The 22,931-nt window shown below is 70.9% G+C and carries 21 protein-coding genes; 14 read left to right on the top strand and 7 right to left on the bottom strand.

Annotated features, from left to right (window positions below):
- Positions 1–65: 65 nt before the first annotated feature.
- The 3 genes from BJ964_RS02850 (at position 66) to aqpZ (ending at position 2,710) form a co-directional block, all read left to right on the top strand.
- Complete coding sequence (locus BJ964_RS02850; RefSeq protein ID WP_188119211.1) at positions 66–1,346, top strand: PAS domain-containing protein; 1,281 nt, start codon at positions 66–68, stop codon at positions 1,344–1,346.
- A 32-nt stretch (positions 1,347–1,378) separates the two neighbouring features.
- Positions 1,379–1,879, top strand: a complete 501-nt coding sequence (locus BJ964_RS02845) for an ATP-binding protein (protein WP_188119210.1) — start codon at positions 1,379–1,381, stop codon at positions 1,877–1,879.
- 66 nt (positions 1,880–1,945) lie between these two features.
- Positions 1,946–2,710: an aquaporin Z gene (aqpZ, locus tag BJ964_RS02840; protein WP_188119209.1), complete on the top strand. Its 765-nt coding sequence runs from the start codon at positions 1,946–1,948 to the stop codon at positions 2,708–2,710.
- Positions 2,711–2,806: 96 nt separating this feature from the next.
- On the opposite strand, the gene BJ964_RS02835 is transcribed toward aqpZ, so the two are convergent.
- Positions 2,807–3,319 (bottom strand): phospholipase, encoded by a 513-nt coding sequence (locus BJ964_RS02835; protein WP_188119208.1) that lies wholly within the window; start codon positions 3,317–3,319, stop codon positions 2,807–2,809.
- A gap of 316 nt (positions 3,320–3,635) precedes the next feature.
- On the opposite strand from BJ964_RS02835, the gene BJ964_RS02830 reads away from it, so the two are divergent.
- The gene (locus BJ964_RS02830; protein WP_188119207.1) at positions 3,636–4,988 is read left to right on the top strand and encodes an FAD-dependent oxidoreductase; all 1,353 of its coding nucleotides are present in this window, start codon (positions 3,636–3,638) and stop codon (positions 4,986–4,988) included.
- Between the two features lie 4 nt (positions 4,989–4,992).
- Here BJ964_RS02830 and BJ964_RS02825 read toward each other — a convergent pair whose 3' ends face one another.
- Entirely contained in the window at positions 4,993–6,891 is a 1,899-nt protein-coding gene (locus tag BJ964_RS02825) for an acyl-CoA dehydrogenase family protein (protein WP_188119206.1), read from the bottom strand.
- Positions 6,892–7,071: 180 nt separating this feature from the next.
- Between BJ964_RS02825 and BJ964_RS02820 the strand changes: the two genes are divergently transcribed.
- The 5 genes from BJ964_RS02820 to BJ964_RS02800 are packed head-to-tail and all read left to right on the top strand — an operon-like array spanning position 7,072 to position 11,850.
- On the top strand, positions 7,072–7,923 hold the full coding sequence (locus BJ964_RS02820; protein ID WP_188119205.1) for a S1C family serine protease: 852 nt from the start codon (positions 7,072–7,074) through the stop codon (positions 7,921–7,923).
- 27 nt (positions 7,924–7,950) lie between these two features.
- Positions 7,951–8,943, top strand: a complete 993-nt coding sequence (locus BJ964_RS02815; protein ID WP_188119204.1) for an AAA family ATPase — start codon at positions 7,951–7,953, stop codon at positions 8,941–8,943.
- Complete coding sequence (locus BJ964_RS02810) at positions 8,940–9,824, top strand: DUF58 domain-containing protein (protein WP_188119203.1); 885 nt, start codon at positions 8,940–8,942, stop codon at positions 9,822–9,824. The genes BJ964_RS02815 and BJ964_RS02810 overlap by 4 nt, the downstream gene beginning before the upstream one ends.
- Complete coding sequence (locus tag BJ964_RS02805) at positions 9,821–10,774, top strand: VWA domain-containing protein (protein WP_188119202.1); 954 nt, start codon at positions 9,821–9,823, stop codon at positions 10,772–10,774. Before BJ964_RS02810 ends, BJ964_RS02805 begins: the two co-directional genes overlap by 4 nt.
- Positions 10,774–11,850, top strand: coding sequence for a VWA domain-containing protein (locus BJ964_RS02800; RefSeq protein WP_188119201.1), 1,077 nt, complete (start codon positions 10,774–10,776; stop codon positions 11,848–11,850). Before BJ964_RS02805 ends, BJ964_RS02800 begins: the two co-directional genes overlap by 1 nt.
- A 1,030-nt stretch (positions 11,851–12,880) precedes the next feature.
- On the opposite strand, the gene BJ964_RS47715 is transcribed toward BJ964_RS02800, so the two are convergent.
- Positions 12,881–14,929: a bifunctional sugar phosphate isomerase/epimerase/4-hydroxyphenylpyruvate dioxygenase family protein gene (locus BJ964_RS47715; protein WP_188119200.1), complete on the bottom strand. Its 2,049-nt coding sequence runs from the start codon at positions 14,927–14,929 to the stop codon at positions 12,881–12,883.
- A gap of 6 nt (positions 14,930–14,935) precedes the next feature.
- Entirely contained in the window at positions 14,936–15,577 is a 642-nt protein-coding gene (locus BJ964_RS02790) for a TetR/AcrR family transcriptional regulator (RefSeq protein WP_188119199.1), read from the bottom strand.
- Positions 15,578–15,655: 78 nt separating this feature from the next.
- Between BJ964_RS02790 and BJ964_RS02785 the strand changes: the two genes are divergently transcribed.
- Complete coding sequence (locus tag BJ964_RS02785; protein ID WP_316253890.1) at positions 15,656–16,492, top strand: shikimate dehydrogenase; 837 nt, start codon at positions 15,656–15,658, stop codon at positions 16,490–16,492.
- Positions 16,486–17,874 (top strand): Nramp family divalent metal transporter, encoded by a 1,389-nt coding sequence (locus BJ964_RS02780; RefSeq protein WP_188119198.1) that lies wholly within the window; start codon positions 16,486–16,488, stop codon positions 17,872–17,874. The genes BJ964_RS02785 and BJ964_RS02780 overlap by 7 nt, the downstream gene beginning before the upstream one ends.
- A gap of 35 nt (positions 17,875–17,909) precedes the next feature.
- Here BJ964_RS02780 and BJ964_RS02775 read toward each other — a convergent pair whose 3' ends face one another.
- Positions 17,910–18,680: a peptidase gene (locus tag BJ964_RS02775; RefSeq protein WP_188119197.1), complete on the bottom strand. Its 771-nt coding sequence runs from the start codon at positions 18,678–18,680 to the stop codon at positions 17,910–17,912.
- Entirely contained in the window at positions 18,680–19,927 is a 1,248-nt protein-coding gene (locus BJ964_RS02770; protein ID WP_183215965.1) for a VWA domain-containing protein, read from the bottom strand. The genes BJ964_RS02775 and BJ964_RS02770 overlap by 1 nt, the downstream gene beginning before the upstream one ends.
- A 214-nt stretch (positions 19,928–20,141) precedes the next feature.
- Between BJ964_RS02770 and BJ964_RS02765 the strand changes: the two genes are divergently transcribed.
- Both BJ964_RS02765 and BJ964_RS02760 read left to right on the top strand, forming a co-directional pair.
- Positions 20,142–20,300 carry a hypothetical protein gene (locus tag BJ964_RS02765; protein WP_188119196.1) on the top strand — a complete coding sequence of 53 codons (159 nt, stop codon included), beginning with the start codon at positions 20,142–20,144 and terminating at the stop codon, positions 20,298–20,300.
- Positions 20,300–20,524 (top strand): vWA domain-containing protein, encoded by a 225-nt coding sequence (locus BJ964_RS02760; protein WP_188119195.1) that lies wholly within the window; start codon positions 20,300–20,302, stop codon positions 20,522–20,524. Before BJ964_RS02765 ends, BJ964_RS02760 begins: the two co-directional genes overlap by 1 nt.
- Positions 20,525–20,651: 127 nt before the next feature.
- Here the strand turns inward: BJ964_RS02760 and BJ964_RS02755 are convergent, their stop codons facing one another.
- On the bottom strand, positions 20,652–21,818 hold the full coding sequence (locus BJ964_RS02755; RefSeq protein WP_188119194.1) for an acyl-CoA dehydrogenase family protein: 1,167 nt from the start codon (positions 21,816–21,818) through the stop codon (positions 20,652–20,654).
- 64 nt (positions 21,819–21,882) lie between these two features.
- On the opposite strand from BJ964_RS02755, the gene BJ964_RS02750 reads away from it, so the two are divergent.
- Positions 21,883–22,881 (top strand): polyprenyl synthetase family protein, encoded by a 999-nt coding sequence (locus BJ964_RS02750; protein ID WP_188119193.1) that lies wholly within the window; start codon positions 21,883–21,885, stop codon positions 22,879–22,881.
- The last annotated feature ends 50 nt before the right edge of the window (positions 22,882–22,931 follow it).

The following is a 22,931-nucleotide window of genomic DNA, read 5'->3' as shown; positions in this document are numbered from 1 at the left end:
ACGCGGTTGTGCTTAGCGGTGTGGCAGCCGACCATCGGTACCACCGCCATCGGGAGTGAGCCCTGATGCAGAGCATCTCGGCGTCGTTGCTGCGTACGACCGCGTTCGCCGCGATCTTCCTGGCCATGGAGAGCCTGATCCGGGTGGAGATGACCCGGCAGAGCGGCGTGCCCCTGGTCTGGCCGGCGGCCGGGATCGCGGTGATGTGGTTCACCGCGCAGCGGAGGGCCCGCGTGCGCTGGGCGGACCCGGTCGCCTTGGTGGCCGTGATCATGGCCATGAACCTGGCCGCCGGCGCCGGCCCGGCGGTGGCCGCGATTTGCGCCGTCACCGGTCTGGTGCAGGTCTCGGTGTTCCTGCGTCTGCTGCCGCGCGCGTACCCCGGATCCGACGGTGACGACGCCGCGAGGCTGCGCCGTCCTCGCGACCTGTGGGCGCTGCTGGCGGTCGTCGCTACGGCCGCAACGGTCGGCGCCATGGTGGGCGCCGCGGGCCTGTGGCTGATCACGGGCATGCCCTCGGGCCCGGCGACGGCCACCTGGTTCTTCCTCGACGTCGCGAGCATGCTGCTCTACGGCGCGGTCACACTGCACGTCGAGACCCTGCTCGCGACCTGCCGCGCCCGGTACGGATCTCTCATCGCCGGATGGCGGCAACGAAACCGTGTCACCCCGACCGGTGCCCGCGTGGCCGAGTACGCGGCTGTGACCCTGTGCCTGCTGGCCGGGTACGGCTACACCCTGACCGCGCCCGGCGTGTCGATGGTGTTCCCGCTGATCGCGCTGACCGTATGGGCCGGGGTCCGCCTGTCCACCACGTACTTGGTGGCACACAACGTATGCATCGCCATCGCCATCGCCCTGGCCACGCTGCACGATGTCGGCCCCTTCGCGGATCTCGGCTCGTCGGCGTACCGGGTGCTGATCGCACAGGTGTTCATCTCCATGGTCTCCCTGATCGGTCTGGCCCTGGCCCTGGGCCGCGACGAACGGGCCACACTGACCACCGAACTCGCCGACGAGAAGGAGCAGGCATCCCGGCAGGCGAAGCTGATGAACGCGATCGTCAACTCCATGGCTGACGGAGTGACCGTCACCGACCGCGACGGGCGCCTGCTGATGCACAACCCCGCCGCCGTCTCCCTGCTCGGCCGCATCCGGTCATCCGACATGCCCGACCCGGTCGGCTTCTACGGGTTCCGGCACCTCGACGGCAGCCCGTTCACCGACGGCGATCTGCCCTGGCGGATCACCGCCGCGGACGGGAAGATCCACGTCCTGGATGTCACCGTGCGCAACCCCGACCTGTCGGAGGCACGGATCGTGCGCAGCACCGCGACACCCTGATCGGCCCGGACGGCGCCACCCACAGCTCCGTCGTGCTGCTGCGCGACATCACCGCTGAGACCCGCCATCGCGACGAACTCGCCGGCTTCGCCGGCGTCGTCGCCCACGACCTGCTCAACCCGCTGACCACCGTCGAGGGCTGGACCGAAGCCGCCGCCGACACCGCCGTGGGCGTCACCCCACACATCACCGTCGCCAGCAGCCGCGAGGGCGACACCGTCACGGTCACCATCGCCGACAACGGCATCGGCATCCCCGCCGGACAGCACGACGCCGTCTTCGACACCTTCCACCGGGCCCACCGCGGCCAAGGCTACGGCGGCACCGGTCTCGGGCCGGCCATCTGCAAACGCACCGTGGAACGCCACGGCGGCACCATCACCGCCACCGACAACCCCGGTGGCGGCACCCGCTTCACCTTCACCCTGCCTGCCGAGACGTCCATCGACGTGACCACCCTCAACGCGTACGCCGGAACCGGCGCAGTCGGGTCCCGTACCGACCGCAGCCGTGAGTCCGGGTCCGTGACATGAACGCACAGGGGCGTAACCGGCAGGGAAAACGCTTCACGCGCCGCCGTGTCGTGGGAGCCTGGCGACATGTCCACGCCCGCGCCGGCGCTGCGCAAACGAATCGCCGCCGAATTCCTCGGCACCTTCTGGCTGGTCTTCGCCGGCTGTGGCTCGGCTGTTCTCGCCGCCGTGTTTCTCAGCCCCGCCGACGTACAGCTCGGTATCGGCTTTCTCGGCGTGGCGCTGGCGTTCGGATTGTCCGTGATGACGATGGCGTACGCCGTCGGGCACATCTCGGGCGGTCATTTCAACCCGGCGGTGACCGTCGGTCTCGCCGCGGCCGGCCAGTTCCGCTGGCGAGACACCCCGGCCTACGTCGTGACCCAGGTCGTCGCGGCGATCGCCGGCGCCGGTGTGCTGTACGTCATCGCGTCCGGCAGACCGGGGTTCGACGCCGTGGAATCGGGCTTCGCGACAAACGGGTACGGCGACCGCTCACCCGGTGGCTACTCGCTGCTCGCCGCACTGATCACGGAGGTTCTGCTGACCGCCGTGTTCCTGTTCGTCATCCTGGGTGCGACGGACACCCGGGCGCCGCGCGGCTTCGCACCGATCGCGATCGGTCTCGGCCTCACGCTGATCCACCTGGTCAGCATTCCGGTGACGAACACCTCCGTGAACCCGGCGCGATCGATCGGCCCGGCGCTGTTCGCGGGCGGTGACGCCATCGGCCAACTGTGGCTGTTCATCGTCGCGCCACTCGCCGGCGGTCTCATCGCGGGGGCCGCCTACGCGCTGCTGCTCGGGCAGAACGAGCCGTCCGCCTCTCTCGAAAGCGCCACGCGAGCCTGACCGGGCGGCCGTGTGGCCGATGGCCCGAACAGCGCCCGGATGGCCGGGTACGGCGATCGGGGCGCTGCTCGTCCTCGTGGCCGGGTGCGGGGCGGTTCAGCCGAGCAGGGCCTCGGCGGCCTCGATGTCGGCGGGCTGGACCGCGGCGGTCGAGCCGAAGACGACCACGGCCTCGTAGTAGGTCCAGGCCAGGCTGTTGCAGGCGGGGCGGACGGCGGCGGAGTAGGTGCCGCACTTGCGCTTGAGGTCGGCGTAGAAGGCGTCGTCGAGGCGGGACTTGTTGGCGGAGAAGGCGCCCACCGCCTCGTAGTTGCCGTACCCGAAGTCGTGCCGCTGGCAGGCGAGGGTGAAGTCGAAGCCGAGCGGCTTGTCGGGGCTGGCGGTGCAGTAGTTGGTCTCCCAGTCGAACCCGTAGGCGGCCCATGCGCCCTGGTTCTGCCGGGCGGCGTTCCAGCTGTTGTAGGAGTCCGCGCTGTTCTGGGTGAAGGAGGCGAGGACCTGGAGCTTCTCGGCGGGGGTGACGGCGTACGCCGGGGTGGTCACCCCGAGCAGGACGGTCACCGAGGCGACGGTGGTGAGCAGCGCGCGGAGAGGGTGGATGCGGGTCATCGAACGCTCCTTCGGGTGGGCAGGGCTACCGATCGGTAACGCCAGATCAGTAAGGCTCGATACGGCGCCTGCCGGGAACCCCAGAAGCCGATGACCGGGGGCTCAGGGGGGCGTCTCACGGGTGAGCAGGGAGACCCGTTACACAGAAGTGAATGTTTTCCCAGGTCAGAGCCCTGCATGAGGGTACCCTAAGTCCGCTTTGCCTGCTTTGTCGAGGGAGGCGGCATTGATCTCAACCTAGGTTGAGGTTTTAGAGTCGCTTCGGCCTGCCGTCGATCTTGGCTGACGGAATCGAAGCGCGAGTTAGGAAGCGACCATGAACCGCCCCCTGCGAGTTGCCGTCATCGGAGCCGGCCCGGCCGGTATCTACGCCGCCGACCATCTGATCAAGGCATCGGAGACGGTCACCGTCGACATCTTCGACAAGCTGCCGACCCCCTACGGTCTCATCCGGTACGGCGTGGCCCCGGACCACCCGCGGATCAAGGAGATCGTCAACGCGCTCTTCCGGGTCCTGGACAACCCCCGGATCCGGTTCATCGGCAACGTCTCGTACGGCGTCGACGTCAAGCCGGAGGAGCTGAACCGCTTCTACGACGCCACGGTCATCTCCACCGGCGCGGAGAAGGACCGGTCCCTCGACATCCCGGGCATCGACCTCCAGGGCAGCTTCGGTGGCGCGGACTTCGCCTCCTGGTTCAACGGGCACCCGGACGTGCCGCGCGACTGGCCGCTGGAGGCCCGCGAGGTCGCCGTCATCGGCGCCGGCAACGTGGCCATCGACGTCGCCCGGATCCTCGCCAAGACCGCCGACGAGCTGCTGGTCACCGAGATCCCGGACAACGTCTACCAGGCCCTCAGGTCCAGCCCGGTCACCGACGTGCACCTGTTCTCCCGCCGCGGCCCGGGCCAGGTCAAGTTCACCCCGCAGGAACTGCGCGAGCTGGACCACTCGGAGAACGTCGAGGTGATCGTCCACCCCGAGGGCATCGAGTTCGACGAGGCCAGCCTCGAGGCGATGCGCCAGACCCGGCACATCAAGATGTGCGTGGACATCCTCCAGAACTGGGCCGTCCGCGACCCGCGGGACCGTCCGCGCCGCCTGCACCTGTACTTCCTCCAGGCCCCGGTCGAGGTGCTCGGCGAGGACGGCAAGGTCGTCGGCCTGCGTACCGAGACCCAGGAGCTGACCGGCGACGGCTGGGTGCGCGGCACCGGCGAGTTCACCGACTGGGACGTGCAGGCCGTCTACCGTGCGGTCGGCTACCTCAGCTCCGCGCTGCCGGACCTGCCGTTCGACACCCGTACCGGCACCATCCCGCACGCCGCCGGCCGGGTCATCGACCTCGACGGCGAGCACGTCCCCGGCACCTACGTGGCCGGCTGGATCAAGCGCGGCCCGGTCGGCCTGATCGGCCACACCAAGGGCTGCTCCGGTGAGACGGTCGCCAGCCTCCTGGAGGACCAGGAGCAGGGCCGGCTGCCGCTCGCCCCGGAGGGCGACCCGGACGCCCCGGTCGCCTACCTGGAGCAGCGCGGCCTGCCGATCACCACCTGGGCCGGCTGGCAGCTGCTGGACGCCCACGAGATCGCGCTCGGCGAGCCGCACGGCCGCAAGCGGATCAAGGTCGTCGACCGCGACGAGATGACCGCCATCTCGCGCGGCTGAGCCCTCAGCCGGACGGGGGTGGGATCCGGCGGCGGACGTCCTCGGCGGTGCTGGCGCCGGGCTCCCACGCCGCCACCCACGGCTTGTCCGCCGGCGGGTGGATCACCCCCTCCTCCAGGAACGCGTACCGGCCGCCGAGCACCCGCTCGGCGGCCTTCGCGTCCAGGGCGTCGGTGTTGTCCCACAGGGCGGCCAGGTGCGCCTCGGCCCGCAGCCGCGCCTGCCGGCAGAACAGGTCGGCCAGCTCCCGGCCGGCGGGACGGTCGTCGCGTTCGGCGTGTGCCCGGGAGACCACCGCGGCCATCGCGAACAACTCGGCGCCGATGTCCACGATCCGGCCCAGGAACGCCTGCTTGCGCTCCATCCGGCCCTGCCAGCGGGACATCGCGTAGAACGTGGACCGGGCCAGCCGTCGCGAGGTGCGTTCCACCCACCGCAGGTGGTGCGCCAGGGGACCGAATTCCCCGTACGCCGAAGGGTTCTGCCCCGAACCGACCGTGAGCGTGGGCAGCCAGCGTGCGTAGAACGCCCCGGCTCGCGCCCCGGCGCGAGCCTTGCGGGCGAGATCGGCGTCCGGGTCGATGATGTCGCCGGCCACCGACAGGTGCGCGTCGACCGCCTCCCGGGCGATGAGCAGGTGCATGATCTCGGTCGAGCCCTCGAAGATCCGGTTGATCCGCAGGTCGCGGAGGATCTGCTCGGCCTCGGCGGCCCGTTCGCCGCGGGCGTCCAGCGACTCGGCCGTCTCGTAACCGCGGCCGCCGCGGATCTGGATCAGCTCGTCGGCCACCAGCCACGACATCTCGCTGGCGAACAGCTTGACCAGGGCGGCCTCGATCCGGATGTCGTTGCGGTGGTCGTCGGCGATCCGGCAGCAGAGGTCGAGCATGGACTCCATGGCGTACGTCGTGGCGGCGATGAAGGCGATCTTCTTGGCCACCGCCTCGTGGGTACCGACCGGGCGGCCCCACTGGACGCGGTCGGCCGACCACTCCCGGGCGATCGCCAGCGCCCGCTTGCCGGCGCCGACGCACATCGCCGGCAGCGACAGCCGGCCGGTGTTCAGCGTGGTCAGCGCGATCCGCAGGCCCTTGCCGAGGCCACCGATCACGTTCTCCGCCGGCACGAACACGTCGTGGAAGCGGGTCACGCTGTTCTCCAGGCCGCGCAGCCCGAGGAACGCGTTGCGCCGCTCGACCGTGATGCCCGGCGCGTCGCCCTCCACCACGAACGCGGTGATCCCCTTCTCCGGGACCCGGGCCATCACCACCAGCAGGGTGGCGACCGTGCCGTTGGTGGCCCACAGCTTCACCCCGTTGAGCCGGAAGCCGCCCTCCACCGGCTCGGCCACCGTGCCCAGCCGGGCCGGGTCGGAGCCGACGTCCGGTTCGGTGAGCAGGAACGCGGACACCTCGCCGGCCGCCAGCCGGGGCAGGAACGCCCGCTTCTGCGCCTCGGTGCCGAACAGCTTGAGCGGCTGCGGCACACCGATCGACTGGTGTGCGGAGAGCAGCGCGGCCACCGAGGCGTTCACCGAGCCGGTCATGGTCAGCGCCTTGCAGTAGTGCAGGTTGGACAGACCGAGACCGCCGAACTCCTCGTCGATCTTCATGCCGAAGGCGCCCAGCCGGGCGAGACCCTGGAAGACCTCGTCGGGGATCCGCGCCTCCCGCTCGATCCGGGCGCCGTCCACTTCGGACCGCAGGAACTCCTCCAGCCGGTCCAGGAACGCGGGCCGGGGCGTAGCCGCCGGTGGTGGGTCGATCAGGTCGAGCCGGAACCGGCCGAGGAACAGCTCCTTGCCGAAGCTGGGACGGGTCCACTCGGACTCGCGGGCGGCCTCCGCGGTCTGGCGGGCCTGCTTCTCGGAGACGTCGGTGGTTTTGCGCTGAGTCGTGCTCATGGCATTCCCCCTAGGCGGGACACGTTACTCGCGGGTCACCCTGATAGGGAACTCCCGGCAACATCCGCTTCGTGGGCTTATGGGTGATGTCGCGTACCGGAAACCATGAGCACTCTCTTGGCAAATTCTTAGGAATGGCTTCTAGGGTCGAGAAATGCTGAGTGTGGCGGTCGTGCCGTGATGACGGTGCTCCGCCCGGAGGGAGCCGAGACACCGGAACCCCCTCCGGAGGAGCGGAAGAGCCGATGGAACACCGCTGATCTGCGTCGCCGGGTGCTCATCGGGGCGATCGTGGTGTGGGCCGTGGCGATCACGGTGCTCGTGGCCGTACGCGGTGGGGGTGATGACGGCACGCCTGCCGCGACCGCCCCGTCGGCCGTGCCGTCCGCCTCGGACGCGCCCCTCACCGTGGCGCAGATCTACCAGACGCTCACCCCGTCGGTGGTGGTCATCGAGACCACCGGGCACGACTCGCGGGACCGCGCCGAGGCGGGCAGCGGCACCGGCGTGATCGCCAACGCCGACGGCACCGTCCTGACCGCCCTGCACGTGGTCGACGGCGCCGAGACGATCGAGCTCACCTACGCCGACGGCACCAAGGCCGCGGCCAAGCTGCGGAGCGAGGACCCGTCGCGGGACATCGCCATGCTCACCCCGGAGAAACTGCCGGAGACGCTGGTCCCGGCGGTGCTCGGCGGCGGTGCCGCGGTCGGCGACGACGTGGTGGCGATCGGCAACCCGCTCGGGCTGGTCTTCAGCACCACCAGCGGCGTCGTCTCCGGGCTGAACCGGAAGCTGAACGGCGACGATGGTGGGCAGGGAATCGAAGGCCTCATCCAGTTCGACGCGGCGGTCAACCCCGGCAACTCGGGCGGACCGCTGATCAACGACCGCGGGCAGGTGATCGGGATCGTGATCGCGCTGGCCAACCCGAGCGGCGCCGGCACCTTCATCGGCATCGGGTTCGCCGTGCCGATCGGGGCGGCGCTCGGCGGCACCGGCGAGGGCGACGGACAGTCGCCTCCCCTCTGAGAAGCTTGAGAAGAAAGCGATGGACGCATGAGCTGGACCGACGCCCCGCCCGCCTCCGCCGGCCCGATCGAGAAGGTGCTGTACGAGGTCAAGAAGACCATCGTCGGCCAGGACAACCTGCTGGAACGCCTGATCGTGGCGCTGCTGGCCCGCGGGCACATCCTGGTCGAGGGCGTGCCCGGCCTGGCCAAGACGCTCGCCGTGAAATCCCTGGCCGAGGCGATCGGCGGCGACTTCCACCGGGTGCAGTTCACCCCCGACCTGGTGCCCGCCGACATCATCGGCACCCGGATCTACAACCAGCGGACCGGCGAGTTCCAGGTCCAGCTCGGTCCGGTCTTCACCAACCTGCTGCTCGCCGACGAGATCAACCGGGCGCCCGCCAAGGTGCAGAGCGCCCTGCTGGAGACCATGCAGGAACGCCAGGTCACCATCGGCCGGGAGACCCACAAGCTGCCCAGCCCGTTCCTGGTGATGGCCACCCAGAACCCGATCGAGAACGAGGGCGTCTATCCGCTGCCCGAGGCCCAGGTCGACCGGTTCATGATGAAGGTGGTCGTCGGCTACCCGAGCGTGACCGAGGAGTTCGTGGTGGTCGAGCGGGCCCTGGCCCGGGCCGCCGCGATCCAGTCGATCATCGACCCGGAGATCCTCACCGGGCTCCAGGAGGAGGTCGACCGGGTCTACGTCGACCCGTCGCTGATCGAGTTCGCGGTCAACCTGTCGCACGCCACCCGTGACCCGGCCCGGGTGGGGCTCACCGACCTGGCCCGGTACGTCACCTTCGGCGCCAGCCCGCGGTCCTCGATCAGCCTGGTGCTGGCCGCCCGGGCGCTGGCCTACATCCGCGGCCGCGAGTACGTGGTGCCCGAGGACCTCGGCGACCTGGCCCTGGACGTGCTGCGGCACCGGCTCGTGCTCTCCTACGAGGCGCTCTCCGACGAGGTCACCGCGGATCTGATCATCGCCAAGATCCTGGCGAACATGACGTTCCCGGAGCCGGCGGGCCGGACTCGATGACGACGGCCCCCGATCGGCTGCTGCGGCGCCTCGAGTGGAAGCTCGGGCGCCGCCTCGACGGGCGCCTGCAGGGTTCCTACCGGACCGTGTGGCACGGGGCCGGGCTCGACTTCACCGACCTGCGGGCCTACACCCCCGAGGACGACGTCCGGCACATCGACTGGAACGTGACGGCGCGGGTGGACGAGCCGTTCGTGCGGTTGTACACCGAGGATCGCGAGATGACCGCCTGGCTGGTGATCGACCGGTCGGCGTCGATGCGCTTCGGTGGGGGTGCCGGTAAGGAGTCGACCGCGGCCGATCTGGCGATCAGTATCGGGCGGTTGATCTCCCAAGGGGGGAACCGGGTCGGGGCGATCCTGTTCGACAACGCTTCTCGCCGGGTGGTCCCACCGCGGACGGGGCGGGATCAGGTTTTGCGGATCGCGCGCGAACTGACCGGAAATGTTCCGAAAAAGTCGGACAAAACGACGGACCTTGCGGCCATGCTCAACCTGGCCGCCACGACGACCTCGAAAAGGCGCAGCCTCGTCTTCGTGATGTCCGACTTCATCGGCGACCCCGGCTGGGACCGCCCGCTCGCCCGGCTCGCCCACCGCCACGAGGTCGTCGTCATCCGCGTCGTCGACCCCGCCGAACTGGAACTGCCCGACCTCGGCCTGATCCTCGTCGAGGACGCCGAGACCGGCGAACAGCTGCTCGTCGACACCAGCGACCCGCTGCTGCGCGCCCGCCTCACCGAACAGGTCGGCGCCCGCGAGCGGGAGGTCGCCGAGGCCATGCGCCGGGCCGGCGTCGACCCCCACCGGATCACCACCGACCAGGACATGCTCGCCACCCTGGTCGACATGGTCCGCCGTTCCGGACGGAGGCCCCGGTGACCTTCCTCTACCCGGCCGTGATCGCCGTCGCCGTCCTGCTGAGCGCCGCAGCGGTAGCCGGATATGTCGGACTCGCCAAGAGGCGTGCGGCGGCCCTCGAAGCGGCCGGCTTCAAAAGCCTGGGGAAGCGGCGGCATCTGCCGTACGCGCTGATCCTCGCCGCCGTCCCGGTCATGCTGATCGGCCTGGCCCGCCCGCAGGCCGAGGTCGCCGTACCCCGGGTCGCCGGCACCGTACTGCTCGCCTTCGACATCTCCAACAGCATGTCGGCCGGCGACGTCGCCCCGAGCCGTCTGGCCGCCGCCCAGCAGGCCGCCAAAGGCTTCGTCGAGGACCAGCCGGACACCGTCGACGTCGGCGTACTGGTCTTCGGCAGCGAGGCCCTGCTCACACAGGCGCCCACCGACGACCACGCGGCCGCCATCGCCGCCATCGAACGGGTGTCGCCCAGCGGCGGCACCTCCCTCGGCAAGGCCATCCTGGTCGCGCTCGGCACCATCACCGGCAAACCGGTCAACCTGCCCGAACAGAACGGTGCCGCGCCCGACCTCGGCTACTGGCCGTCGGCCACCATCGTGGTCTTCTCCGACGGCGAGGAAACCGGCGGGCCCGACGTACAGGCCGCCGCCGAACTCGCCGCGGCCGCCGGCGTGCGGATCCAGACCGTCGGCGTCGGCACCGCCAAGGGCGGAACCGTCGAAGTGGACGGCTTCCAACTGGCCACCGCCCTCGACGAGACCCTGCTGACCGCGGTCGCCCAGGTCACCGGCGGCACCTACTACGCGGCCGGCGACGCGGGCGCGCTCGCCGCCAGCACCGACTCGATCGACCTGCGGCTCACCACCGAGAAGGAGCCGATCGAGCTGACCGCGCCGTTCACCGCGGCGGCCCTGCTGCTCCTCACCCTCGGCGGGCTGCTGGGCATCCGCTGGCACGGAAGGATCATCTGATGTCGCTGAGCTGGCCGTGGGCGCTGCTGGCGGTGCTGGCCGTACCGCTCCTGCTGACCGCCCGCTGGTGGCTGAACCGGCGCCGCAAGCGGACCGCGGTCACCGTCTCCAGCATCGCGCTGATCCGTGCCGCCCTGCCCGGGCGCACCGCCTGGCGCCGCCGGATCCCCGTCTACCTGTTCCTGGCCGGACTGTTCGCCCTGGCCGGCGGCGTGGCCCGGCCACAGGCATCGGTCACGGTGCCATCCAACGACACCACCATCCTGCTCGCCATCGACGTCTCCGGCTCGATGTGCAACACCGACATCGCCCCGAACCGGCTGGCCGTCGCCGTCGACGCGGCCCGCGAGTTCGTCGAGGCCCAAGAGGGCGACACCCGGATCGGCCTGGTCGCCTTCTCCGGCATCGCCGGCCTGCTGGTCGCGCCGACCGCCGACAAGGCCCCCCTGCTGAAGGCCATCGAGAACCTCAAGACCGGCCGCGGCACCGCCATCGGCCAGGCCATCCTCACCTCGATCGACGCGATCGCCGAGATCAACCCCGAGGTGGCCGGCACCGGCGTCGAACTGCCCGAAACCCCGGACGGCACGCCGATCGACTACCAGCCGGACACCATCGTCGTCCTCACCGACGGCTCCAACACCACCGGCGTCGACCCGGTCACCGCCGCCCAGCAGGCCGCCGCCCGCCGGCTGCGCGTCTACACGATCGGCTTCGGCACCACCGACCCGCAGCAGATGGTCTGCACCCCCGACCAGGTCAGCGGCGACTCGGCCTTCACCGGCGGAAGCTTCGGCGGAGGCGGCTTCGGCGGCGGTGGGCGGGGCGGCGGCAACCGCGAGATCGACGAGGAAGCCCTCACCCAGGTGGCCGACCTGAGCGGCGGCCGCTACTTCAAGGCCGAGGACGCCGAACAGCTCACCGACGTCCTCGCCGACCTGCCCCGCGAGTTCGGCCTCACCAAGCGGGACGTCGAGATCAGCGCCTGGTTCCTCCTCCTGGGCACGCTCCTGGTGGTCACCGGCGTGACCCTCTCCCTCTGGTGGAATCGAGGCCCGGCGATCCGTCGCCCTTAACCCCTTTCCGGTACGGGCTGAAGCCCCCCAACCGCATCCACCCCCTCCCGCCCGTCCCGCCCGTCGCGCCTTGCCCGCCGCCGACCCGTCGCGCCTTGCCCGCCGCCGCCCCGTCGCGCCCGTCGCGCCTTGCCCGCCGCCGACCCCCCACGCAGATCTTGGACGTTTTCCCACCGGATTTGGTGGTCGACCGTCCAAGGTCGCCGGATGTTGGTGCCCGGGCAACCAGGTCGGCCGGATCTTGGACGTTTTCCCACCGGATTTGGTAGGAAAACGTCCAAGATCGTCGGCTGCGGGTGGGCGGTCCGGCTGCGGCGGGCGGCGCCCGGCGGGGGCGGCGGATGCGGGCGATGGGGTCGCGCCCGGGTAGCGGGATCTTGGACGTCTTGCCACCGGATTTGGTGGCAAGACGTCCAAGGTCGCCGGCTGTGGGCGGCGCCTGGCAGTGGGCGGGAGTCGCGGCTGCGGTGGCTCCGGCCCGGTGGTTCCGGCCGCGGTTGGGTGGCGCCCTGAGTGGGTGGGTGGCGGCGGCTGCGGATGGTGGGGCGCAAGGGTGGCGGAATCTTGGACGTCTTGCCACCGAATCCGGTAGGAAATCGTCCAAGATCGTCGGCTGCGGGTGGGCGGTCCGGCTGCGGTGGGACGGCTTCCGGGGTGGGTGGCGGATGCGGGCGATGGGGTCGCGCCCGGGTAGCGGGATCTTGGACGTTTTGCCGCCGAATCCGGTGGGAGAACGTCCAAGATCGCTGGCTGCCGAGGCGCCAGGCCTTGCGCGGTGGCGCGGTGGCGCGGTGGCGCGCGGTGCACGGTGCGTGGTGGTGCGGTGGGTGGGAAGGCGGTGCGCGGTGGTGCGGTGGCGCGCGGTGCACGGTGCGCGGCGGCGCGGTGGCGCGCGGTGCGCGGTGGCGCGGTGGCGCGGTGGCGCGCGGTGCACGGTGCGTGGTGGTGCGGTGGGTGGGAAGGCGGTGCGCGGTGGTGCGGTGCGGGGTGGGCGGTTTGGGGTGGGCGGTTCGGGTGGTGGGTGGGAGGGCTAAGGGGTGGTGGTCAGGCGGCGGTGGCGTTGGGCGGCCATGCGTACGGGGGCGTTGGGTTCGCCGAAGCGGTCGTAGCCGGCGCGGCGTTCGGTGATTTCGAAGAAGACGCGGCCGCCGAAGACCGGGGTGTAGAGGTGGAGCAGTTCGCCGCCGGAGGGGTCGCGGTCGAACAGGATGCCGTGCTCGCGGAGGGTGGCCACGAAGTCGTCGGTGAGGCCGAAGCGGGCGGCCAGGTCGGCGTAGTAGTTGGCCGGGACCGGCAGCGGCGGCAGGCTCAGGGCGCGGGCGGTGGCGATCAGGTCGGCGGTCGCGAATGCTACGTGTTGAGGGTCGGAGACGGCGGGCGCCCATTCGCCGCGGCGGAGCAGGGCCACGGTCAGGGCGACGCGGACCGTCCTCTGCGGATCGGATACGGCGCGGGAGCGCATCAGGCCGTACGGTGCTGCGTACTCCTCGGTGGGAAGGTGTTCGAGGCCGAGCACCGAGTGGTAGAAGAGCCCGGCCTCGTCGAAGTGGTCGAATGGCTGGGTCAGGCCGAGATGGTCGACGGTGAGCAGCCCGGCGCCGGGGCCGGCCGGTGTGCCGGTGGGCAGGAAGTCGGAGCGCCAGTTGTCGCCGGGGTGGGTGACGAGGACGCTGGTGCCGTCCGGGGCGGTGATCGCGGCGAGTTCGGCCTCGCCGGGCTCGCGCACGTTGAGGTGGGCGGGGGCGGACAGCGCCTCGGCCCGGGCCAGGGAGAGCGGCGGATTCTCCGATGTGACGGCGAAGGCGCTGATCGCGGCGGGGCCGGGGTGGGTGACCGCGCTGTTCAGGACGATCCGGCAGGCGCCCTGTTCCCAGAGTTCGACCGGTTTGGTGCGGTGCTGGCCGGTGTGCGCGAAGCCGAGACCCCGTAGGGCGGACCGCAGTTCGGGCCCCGAGTGCCCGTCGACGGCGAATTCGGTGAAGGCGTGCCCGGTCAGCCGCGGAGCGGGAGGAAGACGCCGAACGCCGGGCCGGTCCGCGAGCTGAACGGCGGGGGCGGCGTGGGGCGCGGAGGCGGAGGCGTGGGGCGCGGTGGCGGAGGCGTGGGGCGCGGCGGTGGAAGCGTGGGGCGCGGTGGCGGAGGCGGAGGCGTGGGGCGCGGCGGCGGTGGCGGAGGCGTGGGGCGGGGTGGCGGAGGCGTGGGGCGCGGCGGTGGAGGCGTGAGGCGCGGTGGAGGCGGGGGTGGGGGAGGTGCGGGGTGCGGCGGGGAGGGTGGCGAGGCGGTCTTCGAGGAGGGTGAGGGAGCGCATCGCGTCGACCGCGGTTCGGGCGGGATCCGACTGGCGGAAGACATCGTTGAAGACCTCGAGCGACAGCGGGCCGGAGTAGCCGGCGGACAGCACCAGGCCGAGGAAGCGGGGCAGGTCGAAGGCGCCCTGGCCGGGGAAGAGGCGGTGGTGGCGGCTCCACTGGAGCACGTCCATCCGCAGGTGCGGGGCGTCGGCCAACTGCAGGAAGAAGATCTTGCCGGGGGTGATGCCGGCGATGCCGTCCGGGGGGATCTCGCGGGACAGTACGTGGAACGAGTCGAGGCAGAGCCCGAGAGCGGGATGATCAGCCTGCTGGACTATCCGCCACGAGTGGTCCCACGTGGACACGTGACGGCCCCAGGCCAGGGCCTCGTACGCGATCCGCATCCCGTGTGCCGCCGCCCGGTCGGCCAGCAGTGACAGGTGTGCGGTCGCCAGATCGTCGTCGTCGACGGCGGCGGGGGACACCGACGAGCACACCAGGACGGTGTCGGTCCCGAGTTCGGCCATCACCTCGAATTTGCGTTCGGCCCGCGAGAGGTTGGCCTTGAGCAGTTCGTCCGGCACCGCTTCGAAGTCGCGGAACGGCTGGTACAGGTCGATGGTGAGGCCCAGGTCGGCGCAGCGCCGCCGGATCCCGGCCGGTGACCACGGGGAGACCACGAGGTCGTTCTCGAACAGCTCGATGCCGTCGAAACCGGCCGCGGCCGCCGCCGTCAGCTTGTCGTCAAGGGTGCCGGAAACACAAACCGTAGCGATCGACCGGCGCATCGGATCTCACTTTCTCAAATAGCCGGTCACCAGGTCGCCGAGCATGGTGCGGTAGTGCCCGCGGCGGGACTCGTCGAGCAGGTCCCGGTCGAAGAGCGCGCCCCAGGTGTGGCGGTTGGCGACGCGGAAGAAGCAGAACGAACTGATCATCATGTGTACGTCGAGGGCGTCGACGTCGTCGCGGAAGGCGCCTTCCGCGCGGCCCCGGTCGAGGACGCCGCGGAGCAGGTCGACGGCCGAGCTGTTCAGGTCGACCAGCCGGGCCACGTGGTTCATGTGTTTGGCGTGCTGCGCGTTCTCGACGCCGACCAGTTTGATGAAGGCCGGGTGTGCCTCGTGGTGGTCGAAGGTGACCTCGGCGAGGCGGCGGACCGCGGCGACCGGGTCCAGGTGGTCGACGTCGACGGTGCGTTCGGCGGCTCTGATCTCGGCGTACGCCCGCTCGAGAACCGCCAGGTAGAGCTGCTCCTTGCCGCCGAAGTAGTAGTAGATCATCCGTTTCGTGGTGCGGGTGCGGGCGGCGATCTCGTCGACCCGGGCGCCGCTGTAGCCGTTCTCGGCGAACTCCTCGGTGGCCACGTCGAGGAGTTCGGTGCGGGTGCGTTCCGCGTCGCGCTGTCTCTCCACCACGGCCTTCTCCTGTGTCATGGAAAGTAAGTCTGCCGTGAGTCTTGACAGTGGCCGCCGTCACACCCGATAACTAACGTACCAGTTCGTACATTAGAAGTGGAGATCGATATGGCGGCGTTCCGGTGTGGGTTGATCGGAGCCGGAATCGGCACGTCGCTGTCACCGGCGCTGCACGAGGCCGAGGGGCGCCACCACCACCTCGGGCTCACCTACACGCTGTTCGACACCGGGAAGACCGCGGATCTCGAACGGCTCCTCGACGAGGCCGACCGCGCCGGTTTCGCCGGGCTCAACATCACCCACCCGTTCAAGCAGCAGGTGATCGAACACCTCGACGACCTGTCCCCGCTGGCCCGCGACATCAATGCGGTCAACACCGTGGTCTTCCGGGACGGCCGACGGCAGGGGCACAACACCGACGCGTACGGCTTCGCCGAGTCCTTCCGTTCCCAACTGCCCGATGTGGCCGTCCGCCATGTCGTGCAACTGGGCGCGGGCGGCGCCGGGGCGGCCTGTGCCCATGCGTTGCGTGAACTGGGCGCCGAGCGGCTGACGATCGTGGACCCGGACAGGGCCCGCGGCGCGGAGCTTGCCGACCGGATCGGCGCGCGCCATGCGACGACGGCCACGCCGGAGCTGCTCGCCGACGCCGACGGGCTGGTCAACGCCAGCCCGATCGGCATGCACCACCACCCGGGAACGCCGCTTCCCGCAGAGTCGCTCCACCGTGGCCTGTGGGTCGCCGACATCGTCTACATGCCGTTGGAGACGGAGCTGCTGCGTGCCGCCCGTGCCCGCGGTCTGCGGACGATCGGCGGCACGGCGATGTGCGCCTACCAGGCCGCCGCGGCGTTCGAGCTGTTCACCGGGCGTACCCCCGATATCGCGCGGATGTTGCTTCACCTCTCCCAGATCCTGGAGCGGCAATGCTGACCGAGACCACCACTCGTGAACTCCCCGAACCCCTCTCGCTACGCCGGATGATCGGCCCCGGCGTCGTCGCCGTCGGCATCGGCTTGGCGGCCGGCGAGATCATCCTCTGGCCGTACCTGACCGCGATCGGCGGCCTGGGCCTGCTCTGGCTGGCGTTCACCACGCTGGCCGTGCAGTTCGTCATCAACATGGAGATCGAGCGCTACACCCTGGCCACCGGGCAGACCGTGGTCGCCGGCTTCTCCCGCTGGTGGAAGGGCTGGGGCGTCATCATCTGCCTGGCCGGCGCCTTCCAGTACGTCTGGCCCGGCTGGGCGACCAGCGGCTCGACCGTCTTCACGTACCTGATCGGGGGTGGCGACCCGGTCTGGATCACGGTGGCCACCCTGGTGATCATCGGCGTGCTGCTGTCGCTGTCCAAGGTGGTCTACCGGACCGTCGAGCGGGTCGAGGCCGTCAAGGTCGCCCTGACGCTGTTCTTCCTGGCCGTCGTGGTCGTCTTCGTGATCTCACTGAGCACCTGGGGTGACGGCGCGAAGGCCACGGTCACCGAGTTCGGGCAGATCCCGGACGGCATCACCTTCACCATGCTGCTCAGTGCGATCGGCGCGGCCGGCGCCGGTGGCGTGCACAACCTGGTGCTGAGCAACTGGATCCGGGACAAGCGGTACGGCATGGGCGCCCACGTACCCCGGCTGATCTCCCCGATCACCGGGCAGGAGGAGGCGGCCGGCGGCGGCGACCGGTACACGTTCCCGCTCGACGAGACGTCGATGGGCCGCTGGAAGGTGTGGTGGAAGCGGGCCAACGTCGAGCATCTGGTCACGTTCGTGGCGGTCTGCTTCGTGACCATCGGCGTGATGAGCCTGCTCGCGTACGAGACGCTGTTCGGCCGGGGCGACCTCAAGTCGGACCCGTCGTTCCTGCGGATCCAGGGCGAGATCTTCGCGGACGAGGTCGGCCCGTGGCTCAAGCTGCTGTTCCTGGCGGTGGCCGCGGTGTCGCTGTGGGCCGCCGCGATGGGCCTGCTCGACATCATCGGCCGGGTGGCGTCGGACTTCCTGCGCCGCAACTACCTCGCCGGCTCCGCGCGCTGGACCGAGCCGCGGATCTACCTGACCGTGGTGTGGGCGGAGATCGTGCTCGGCTCGGCCATCCTGCTGGCCGGCTTCACCCAGCCGCTCGGCCTGCTGATCGTCTCCACCTGCGCGGCCTCGGTGGTGACGCTGCTCTACTCGATCCTGCTGGTGAAGCTGAACACCCGGGACCTGCCGGCGCCGGTGCGGATGCGTGGCTGGCGGCTCGGCGGCATGATCGTGGCGATCGGCTTCTACGGCTTCTTCGCCGTCGCGATGGTCGTCACCCAGCTCGACAAGCTGTAACGGGAAAGGGGGGCCGAGGCCCCCCTTTCATCGGATCAGGCCCGGCGCCTTCGGGTCCAGGAGAACCCGATCAGGCCGGTGATCGCGGCGATCACGCCACCGGCGGCCGTCCACACCCAGCGGGACGAGAAGTCCGGCAGCCAGTCCAGCGAGATGCCGTCGGCCTCGGCCTCGGCCGTCGCCGACGGGGACGGGGCGGCGGTCAGCACCTCACCCGGGCGGTTGTCCGGCACCAGCGGCGCCGCCAGCGATCCCTGGTCGGCGCTGGTGTCACCATTTAAAAGATCGAGGCTCAGGGCCACGTCGATCGGCAGGCCCAGGTCCTTCTCCGGCAGGTCGGTGCTGGAGAGCCGTACGTAGTAGGTGCCCGGAAGCGGGTCACCGTCCCACGGCTCGGCCCAGGACCGGACCTGCCGCAGCCGGCAGCCGAGGGTGAGCTCGGTGTCGGAGGCCGCCGCGACCGGGCTCTGCTCGCCGCCCACGCACGCCTGCCGCCGCCGCAGCCCGTCGAACACCTCGACGGTCCAGGACTGGGCGCCGGTACGGTCGGCGGCCTTCGACAGGTCCACCGTGACCGCCAGCTCCGGGCGCTGCCCGGCCTCGGCGGGGAACGACCAGTAGAGGTAGTCACCGGTGACCGCGCCGACCTTTACCGGCTGGCCGGCGGCGATCGTCACCGCGGTCAGGAAGGAGGTGCCGGCCGAGTTGATCCCGGCGGCCGGCTTCGGCTCCTCCGAGGGGTCGGCGAGCGCGGGGGAGGGCAACATGATGAAACCGAGGGCGATCAGGGCCGACAGACTGCGCATCAGTTCACTCCCCACTTGGCGACCCACCAGCGGGTCAGCCATCCGGCCAGCACACCGGCCACCAGTCCGGCGATCGCCAGCACGAACAGCAACAGCAGGCCACGGCCCAGGCCGGGCGCGTCCGGCGCCTCGGAGGCCGGGGCCAGGCCGATGCTCAACTCGACCGGCATGCCGGGGGCGCCGGCCGCGGTGGCCGAGGCGAACGAGTTGCTGACCTCCAGGCAGATGTCCGAGGTCGCGGAGAGATCCGGTTCCTCGTCGCCGGACCAGCGCAGGCCCGCCGAGATGACGTCGGCGCGGCCGCTGCTCGCGTCCACCCCGCGGACCAGCTCACGGCCGTCCATCGTGGCCGCCTTGATCAGTACGCCGTAGTCGCGGTTCAGCGGCCGGTCCAGCGCCACGCTCACCGAGGCGCGCAGCTCGTCACCGGAGTCGACGGCGACCCGGTAGTAGCGGTGCTCGCCGATCAGCTCCCGGTCGGTGTAGACGCCGGCCGCCAGGAGCGGCGCCTTGGCACAGTCCTTCGCGCCGGTCACCGCGGCCGGGGTCACCGGCGGCGGCAGCGCGGCCCGGTCGACCAGCTGCTTGATCCGGTCGGTCAGCTCGTCCTCGCTCTGCGCCGCGGCGTACGTGCCACCGGTCGCCTGCGAGATGCAGACCAGCTGCTTGCGGGTCTTCTCGTCGGGCGCCAGGCCGAGCGTGTCGATGACCAGCTCGGTGCCCTGCGCGGCCAGTTCCCGGGCGACGTCGCACGGGTCGGGCGGCGTGCAGGTGTCCTCGCCGTCGGTGATCAGCACGATCCGGCGTACCGATCCGGTGTCGCCCAGATCCGCCGCCGCCTCGCGCAGGGCCAGGCCGATCGGGGTGAAGCCGGTCGGTTTCAGGGTGGCGATGGCGTTCTTGGCGGCGACCGGGTTGACGGTGCCGACCTTGACGATCTGCTGGGTGTCCTGACAGCCGAGCCGCTTGTTCTTGCCGGCGTAGGTGGCGCCCAGCACCCGGATCCCGAGCTGGGTGGTCTCCGGCAGCGAGTCGACGACCTCGTTGAAGGCCTGCTTGGCGACGGCCATCCGGGTCGCACCGCCCTCGACGTCGGCGGCCTTCATCGATCCGCTCACGTCGAGCACCAGCTCGACCACGGGCGGTTCGGTCTCGGTCTCGTCGGCGAGCGCGGGGGTGGCACCCAGGAACGCAGAGGCCGCGATCAATCCTATTGCTGCCACTAAGGACAGTTTTCTATGGATCACGCGGCAAGATCATAAACATACGGCACGGGTACGGGCGGACCACCCCTCGATTCAAGATCCTGTGAACGGCGGGTGAACGTCGGGCGAAGAGCCCCCGATCCCGGTCGATATCAACGCTTTCGCGGTGTGAACGGTGCCCTGACCTGCTGCGGCACGGTCGTACGATGACGCCGAAGTCCACGCTCCTTGTCGTGTTCAGGATCCGGAGTGGAGTGTGCCCGAGGAGACCGGCCGCTATCAGAAGATCACGCTCTTGGGGAAGGGCGGAATGGGCGAGGTGTGGGAGGCCGTCGACAGCCACACCGGCCGGACCGTCGCGCTCAAGCTGCTGACCCCGGCCGCGCTGCTGGATCCGGAGCTGCGCGAGCGCTGATGACCGACGGCGAGAGCAACCGCGGCCGGGTCCTCGCCGACTATCGCCGGCACGTGCGGCAGCGGCCCCGGGACGCCGAGCCGATCCCGGTCTTCCCGGTCCTGTTCGGTGAGGCCGCCGAGGCGCAGATGCGGGAGGTCGCCGAGCTCAGCGGCGGCGAGCTCTGGGACGCCCGCGGCGGCGACCTGACCCAGGCGTTCTGCCAGATCCGCGGCTACCAGTAGCTGGTGGCCGGACCACCGATCTCCGCCCGGCGGCGCCTCGCGGGCGGGACCCGGCAGCGAGATCGCCCGGCGCCGCGGAGCGGGCGGACTGCGGTTGGGGCCGGCGCACGCCGTACCGGAAACGGGTTTATCGGTAGGCGGCGTGGCCGGTGAGCGTCTGGCCGATGACCAGCGTGTGGATCTCCGAGGTGCCCTCGTAGGTGACCACCGATTCGAGGTTGTTGGCGTGGCGCAGCGGGGAGTACTCCAGGGTGATGCCGCTGCCGCCCAGGATGCCGCGGCACTCGCGGGCGGTGGCCAGCGCCCGGCGCACGTTGTTGAGCTTGCCGACGCTGATCTGGTGCGGCTTGAGCCGGCCGGCGTCCTTGAGCCGGCCCAGGTGCAGCGCGAGCAGGGCGGACGTGCCGAGGTCGACCGCCATGTCGGCCAGCTTGCCCTGGGTGAGCTGGAAGGCGGCGATCGGCTTGCCGAACTGGACGCGGTTGTTCGCGTAGTCGATCGTGGTGCGCAGCGAGTCGAGGGCCGCGCCGACCGAGCCGAAGACGATGCCGAACCGGGCCTCGCTCAGGCAGCTCAGCGGGGCGCCCAGACCCTTCGCCCCGGGCAGCATGGCCGAAGCGGGCAACCGGACGTCGTCGAGGGCCAGCTCACCGGTGATCGAGGCGCGCAGTGACAGCTTCCGCTTGATGGTCCGCGTGGTGAAGCCGGGGGTGTCCTTCGGTACGAGGAAGCCGCGGATGCCGTCCTCGGTCTGCGCCCAGACGGTGGCCACGTCGGCGATGCTGCCGTTGGTGATCCACATCTTGGAGCCGTTCAGGATCCAGTCGCCGCCGTCGCGGACCGCGCGGGTGCGCATGTTGGCCGGGTCGCTGCCGAAGTCCGGCTCGGTCAGTCCGAAGCAGCCGATCGCCTCGCCGGCCGCCATCCGGGGCAGCCACTCCTGGCGCTGCTCCTCGGAGCCGTACTTCCAGATCGAGAACATCGCGAGCGAGCCCTGCACCGAGACGAAGCTGCGCAGCCCGGAGTCGCCGGCCTCCAGTTCCAGGCAGGCCAGGCCGTACGCCACAGCGCTGGCGCCGGCGCAGCCGTACCCCTCCAGGTGCATCCCGAGCACGCCCAGTTTGCCCAGCTCGGGGGCGAGCTCGCGGGGGAAGGTGCCGGCCTCGAACCAGTCCGCCACGTGCGGGCGGACGTGGTCGGCCACGAACCGGGCCACCGTCTCCCGGATCTGTCGCTCCTCGTCGCTGAGCAGGCTGTCGATGTCGAGCAGGTCGAGTGGATCGGTGACGGTCATGGGTCGATTCTGCACCGAGGGCCTGATCAGCGTGCTCTCAGCCGGGTGATCTAGCCTCTTGATCATGGCGGCCGCGATACCGGGACTCAGTGACCTCGTCGATCCGTCCGTCCGGGACGCCGTCTCGGGCTTCCTGGCGGATGTGGAGACCGGGCTGTACACCGCCGTGGCCAGCCCCGACCCGCTGGTCGCCGAGGTCGCGGCGCATCTGGTGCGGGCCGGCGGCAAGCGGTTCCGCCCGATGGTGGTGGCGCTGTGCGCCCAGTTCGGCGACCCGGGCCGCCCCGAACTGCTGCCGGCAGCGGTGCTCATGGAGCTGACCCACCTGGCCACCCTCTACCACGACGACGTGATGGACGAGGCGTCCCTGCGGCGCGGCGCGGCCAGCGCGAACTCGCGGTGGAGCAACCGGCTGGCCGTGTACGTCGGCGACTTCCTGCTGGCCCGGGCCGCGTCGATGGCCGCAGGCCTGGGCGACGAGGCGGTCCGCCTCCAGGCCGCCACCCTGTCGCAGCTGGTCCGCGGCCAGCTCGCCGAGACCGTCGGCCCGCGCGGCGGCGACCCGATCCGGCACCACCTGCGCGCCGTCGAGGACAAGACGGCCTCGCTGATCGCCACCTCGGCCCGGTTCGGCGGCCTGTACTCCGGGCTGTCCCCGGAGCACGTGGAGACGCTCGCCGCGTTCGGCACCGCCATCGGGATCGCCTTCCAGCTCTCCGACGACCTGCTCGACATCGCGTCCGAGTCGGCCCAGTCCGGCAAGACGCCCGGCACCGACCTGCGCGAGGGCGTGCCCACCCTGCCGGTGCTCTACGCCCTGTCCGACCCCTCCGCCGGCAGCCCCCGTCTGCGGGAACTGCTCAGCAAGGGCCCGCTCACCGACGATGGTGAGCACGCCGAGGCGCTGGCCCTGCTGCGCGAGTCGGCCGCTCTGAAGCAGGCCCGGGAGACCGTGCACGGCTACGCCGAGGCGGCCCGCCGCAGTGTCGGCACGCTGCCCGCCGGGGCCGCCCGGCAGACGCTGGAGCAGTTCTGCCACTACATCGCGGAACGCACCGGCTGACCCCGCGGCGCCTGCCCCCGGGGGCGGCGAATCCTTCACTCTCGCGGCGC

Source organism: Actinoplanes lobatus (assembly GCF_014205215.1).
GTDB classification, from domain to species: domain Bacteria; phylum Actinomycetota; class Actinomycetes; order Mycobacteriales; family Micromonosporaceae; genus Actinoplanes; species Actinoplanes lobatus.
This window is presented reverse-complemented; position numbering and strand designations above follow the sequence as displayed.

What these genes read in the sequence shown, in the direction of transcription:
- BJ964_RS02850 (WP_188119211.1), top strand. Translation starts at nt 66, where the DNA reads ATGCAGAGCATCTCGGCGTCGTTGCTGCGTACGACCGCGTTCGCCGCG.
- aqpZ (WP_188119209.1), top strand. Translation starts at nt 1,946, where the DNA reads ATGTCCACGCCCGCGCCGGCGCTGCGCAAACGAATCGCCGCCGAATTC.
- BJ964_RS02835 (WP_188119208.1), bottom strand. Translation starts at nt 3,319, where the DNA reads ATGACCCGCATCCACCCTCTCCGCGCGCTGCTCACCACCGTCGCCTCG.
- BJ964_RS02830 (WP_188119207.1), top strand. Translation starts at nt 3,636, where the DNA reads ATGAACCGCCCCCTGCGAGTTGCCGTCATCGGAGCCGGCCCGGCCGGT.
- BJ964_RS02825 (WP_188119206.1), bottom strand. Translation starts at nt 6,891, where the DNA reads ATGAGCACGACTCAGCGCAAAACCACCGACGTCTCCGAGAAGCAGGCC.
- BJ964_RS02820 (WP_188119205.1), top strand. Translation starts at nt 7,072, where the DNA reads ATGACGGTGCTCCGCCCGGAGGGAGCCGAGACACCGGAACCCCCTCCG.
- BJ964_RS02815 (WP_188119204.1), top strand. Translation starts at nt 7,951, where the DNA reads ATGAGCTGGACCGACGCCCCGCCCGCCTCCGCCGGCCCGATCGAGAAG.
- BJ964_RS02810 (WP_188119203.1), top strand. Translation starts at nt 8,940, where the DNA reads ATGACGACGGCCCCCGATCGGCTGCTGCGGCGCCTCGAGTGGAAGCTC.
- BJ964_RS02800 (WP_188119201.1), top strand. Translation starts at nt 10,774, where the DNA reads ATGTCGCTGAGCTGGCCGTGGGCGCTGCTGGCGGTGCTGGCCGTACCG.
- BJ964_RS47715 (WP_188119200.1), bottom strand. Translation starts at nt 14,929, where the DNA reads ATGCGCCGGTCGATCGCTACGGTTTGTGTTTCCGGCACCCTTGACGAC.
- BJ964_RS02790 (WP_188119199.1), bottom strand. Translation starts at nt 15,577, where the DNA reads ATGACACAGGAGAAGGCCGTGGTGGAGAGACAGCGCGACGCGGAACGC.
- BJ964_RS02780 (WP_188119198.1), top strand. Translation starts at nt 16,486, where the DNA reads ATGCTGACCGAGACCACCACTCGTGAACTCCCCGAACCCCTCTCGCTA.
- BJ964_RS02775 (WP_188119197.1), bottom strand. Translation starts at nt 18,680, where the DNA reads ATGCGCAGTCTGTCGGCCCTGATCGCCCTCGGTTTCATCATGTTGCCC.
- BJ964_RS02760 (WP_188119195.1), top strand. Translation starts at nt 20,300, where the DNA reads ATGACCGACGGCGAGAGCAACCGCGGCCGGGTCCTCGCCGACTATCGC.
- BJ964_RS02755 (WP_188119194.1), bottom strand. Translation starts at nt 21,818, where the DNA reads ATGACCGTCACCGATCCACTCGACCTGCTCGACATCGACAGCCTGCTC.
- BJ964_RS02750 (WP_188119193.1), top strand. Translation starts at nt 21,883, where the DNA reads ATGGCGGCCGCGATACCGGGACTCAGTGACCTCGTCGATCCGTCCGTC.